Raw genomic sequence first — 3,154 nt, 5'->3', positions numbered from 1 at the left:
GCCGATGAAGAACGTGGCGCTGGTGCCGACCACGCGTCGTGCCTGGGCGATGTCGCGCGCACCGATGGCCTGGCCGATCAGGATGGTCGAGGCCATGCCGAAGCCGAACACCGAACCGATCAGGAAGAACATGATGTTGTTGGCGTTCGCGGTCGCGGTCAGTGCCGCTTCGCCAAGGAAGCGCCCCACCCATACCGCATTCACCGAGCCGTTCAGCGACTGCGCGATGTTGCCTGCCAGGATCGGCAGCGCGAACAGCAGCAGGTTGCGGCCGATCGGGCCGGAGGTCAGGTCAAGCGGCGCTTTGGCCATGGAGTGGTGATCGATTCCCGGGAGGCGCACACTAGCATCAAGCCGGTTTGCAGGATGTGGCAATGCATCAACCACAACAGGCGATGCGGATGATCGTGGCGGCCTTGATCGCAGCGGCACTGGCCGCATGTTCGTCGGGTGACCGGCTGGGCGATACCCAGGTGCGGCCGACCGACCGCCCCGAGTGCCTGGTCGGCAGCCAGCGCCAGGACCTGGCGGCCGGCACGCCGGCATTGATCGGGGGCAGCGGCTGCCGCACCGACCCCGACAATCCGCGCCCCCTGAACAAGCGAACGGAGTAGTCCCCACCGATGTCCGAGCTTTCCCCGTTGGCGCCCAGCGTCCGTCTGGACATCTGGTTGTGGGCGGCCCGCTTCTTCAAGACCCGCAGCCTGGCCAAACAGGCGATCGAGACCGGCAAGGTATCCGTGGCCGGGCAGCGTCCGAAATCCTCGCGCGCAGTACGCGTGGGAGAGCAGCTGCTGGTCGATCGCGGTGAAGAACACTTCGAGATCCAGGTGCTGGGCCTGAGCGACCAGCGCGGTCCGGCGCCGGTGGCGCAGCAGTTGTATGCCGAGAGCGAAGCCTCCAAGGCCCGCCGCGCCGAACAGCGTGCGCTGCGCATTGCCGCGCGTGATGGCTACCAGGCACCGGAGCACAAGCCGGACAAGCGCGCACGCCGGTTGATCCGTGCACTGGGTGATATCGACGCCCTGTGACGGCGCCGCCCGGGCGCTGGTAGTCGCCCACCTTGGTGGGCGTTGCGCCATGTGCCGACCAGGGTCGGCATCCACCGGGTAAAGACCCCGCAGCAGTGCCTGGTAGTCGCCCACCTTGGTGGGCGCCGTGCCATGTGCCGACCAGGGTCGGCATCTACCGGGTAAAGGCCCCGCAGCAGTGTCTGGTAGTCGCCCACCTCGGTGGGCGCTGTTCCATGTGCCGACCAAGGTCGGCATCTACCGGGTAAAGACCCCGCAGCAGTGTCTGGTAGTCGCTCACCTCGGTGGGCGCCGTGCCATGTGCCGATCAAGGTCGGCATCCACCGGGTAAAGACCCCACAGCGGGGTCGGGTAGTCGCCCACCTTGGTGGGCGCCGTGCCATGTGCCAACCAAGGTTGGCACCTGGCATATCCGGTCAACCGTGCAGGTCGTAGCGATCCAGTTCCATCACCCGGGTCCAGGCGGCGATGAAATCCTGCACGAACTTCTTCTCGCCATCGGCGCTGGCGTAGACCTCGGCCAGGGCGCGCAGCACGGCGTTGGAGCCGAACACCAGGTCGGCACGGGTGCCGGTCCAGCGCGCAGCGCCATCGCTGCGGCCGCGGCCTTCATAGCTTTCGCGACCGGTCGCCTTCCAGGTGGTGCCCATGTCCAGCAGGTTGACGAAGAAGTCGTTGCTCAGCGTGCCGGGACGGCTGGTGAACACGCCGTGCCTGCCACCGTCGGCATTGGCGCCGAGCACGCGCAGGCCACCGACCAGGGCGGTCATTTCCGGTGCGGTGAGGGTCAGCAGCTGTGCCTTGTCGATCAGCAGCGCCTCACCCGGCACGCTGTAAGCGCCCTTGAGGTAGTTGCGGAAACCATCGGCAGCCGGTTCCAGCACCGCGAACGATTCGACGTCGGTCTGTTCCTGGCTGGCATCGGTGCGGCCCGGAGTGAACGGCACGCTAAGGTCATGGCCGCCGGCCTTCGCTGCCTGCTCGATGCCGACGCCACCGGCCAGCACGATCAGGTCGGCCAGCGACACCTGCTTGCTGCCCGCGCCGTTGAACTCGGCCTGGACCTTTTCCAGCGCGGCCAGCACCTTGCCCAGCTGCTGCGGCTGGTTCACCGCCCAGTCCTTCTGCGGTGCCAGGCGCACGCGCGCACCATTGGCGCCGCCACGCTTGTCCGAACCGCGGAAGGTCGAGGCCGAGGCCCACGCCGTGGACACCAGCTCGGCCACGCTCAGACCGGTCGCTGCGATCTTCTGCTTCAGCGCGGCGATGTCCTTGGCGTCGATCAACGGGTGCCTGGCTTCCGGCACCGGGTCCTGCCAGATGAATTCCTCGGCCGGAATCTCCGGGCCGAGATAGCGCGCACGTGGGCCCATGTCGCGATGGGTCAGCTTGAACCAAGCGCGGGCGAAGGCATCGGCGAACTCCTGCGGATCAGCAAGGAATTTCCGCGAGATCTTTTCGTAGGCCGGGTCCATGCGCAGCGACAGGTCGGTGGTCAGCATGGTCGGGCGGTGCTTTTTCGACGGATCGTGCGCATCGGGAATCACTGCGTCCGCATTCTTGGCGACCCACTGGTGCGCGCCGGCCGGGCTCTTGCTCAGCTCCCATTCGTGGCCGAACAGGATCTCGAAGAAGTCGTGGCTCCACTGCGCGGGGGTGCGGGTCCAGGTGACTTCCAGGCCGCTGGTGATGGTGTCGCCGCCCTTGCCACTGCCGAAGCTGTTGGCCCAGCCCAGGCCCTGGCTTTCCAGGCCCGCTGCTTCCGGTTCCTTGCCGACGTTGTCGGCCGGGCCGGCACCATGGGTCTTGCCGAAACTGTGGCCACCGGCGATCAGGGCGACGGTTTCCTCATCGTCCATCGCCATGCGGCCGAAGGTGTCGCGGATGTCATGCGCGGCCAGCACCGGATCGGGATTGCCATCCGGGCCTTCCGGGTTCACATAGATCAGGCCCATCTGTACCGCGGCCAGCGGGTTTTCCAGTTTGCGCGAGTGCACATCGCCATCAGCGTCGTCATCGGACACCAGCACGCCGTGGTCCTCTTGCACGCCCTCCGAGCCGTGCTTGTAGCGCACGTCGCCACCGAGCCAGGTGGTCTCGCGGCCCCAGTACACGTCCTGGTC

The 3,154-nt window shown here is 67.0% G+C and carries 4 protein-coding genes; 2 read left to right on the top strand and 2 right to left on the bottom strand.

The window, feature by feature from the left end:
• Positions 1–312 (bottom strand): MATE family efflux transporter (locus AC1DJN_RS21385; RefSeq protein ID WP_478040146.1); only part of this gene is annotated, 312 nt, incomplete at its 3' end.
• Between the two features lie 62 nt (positions 313–374).
• Here AC1DJN_RS21385 and AC1DJN_RS21380 point away from each other — a divergent pair.
• Complete coding sequence (locus tag AC1DJN_RS21380) at positions 375–614, top strand: hypothetical protein (RefSeq protein WP_025873813.1); 240 nt, start codon at positions 375–377, stop codon at positions 612–614.
• 9 nt (positions 615–623) lie between these two features.
• Positions 624–1,031 (top strand): RNA-binding S4 domain-containing protein, encoded by a 408-nt coding sequence (locus tag AC1DJN_RS21375; RefSeq protein WP_025873812.1) that lies wholly within the window; start codon positions 624–626, stop codon positions 1,029–1,031.
• 416 nt (positions 1,032–1,447) lie between these two features.
• Here AC1DJN_RS21375 and katG read toward each other — a convergent pair.
• Positions 1,448–3,154: catalase/peroxidase HPI (katG, locus tag AC1DJN_RS21370; RefSeq protein WP_478040144.1), on the bottom strand; the 1,707-nt coding region annotated here is incomplete at its 5' end.

It is taken from the genome of Stenotrophomonas sp. 05L414_2 (assembly GCF_056397905.1).
Note: the sequence above shows the minus strand (reverse complement) of the source record. Positions and strands in the feature narration are given on the sequence as shown.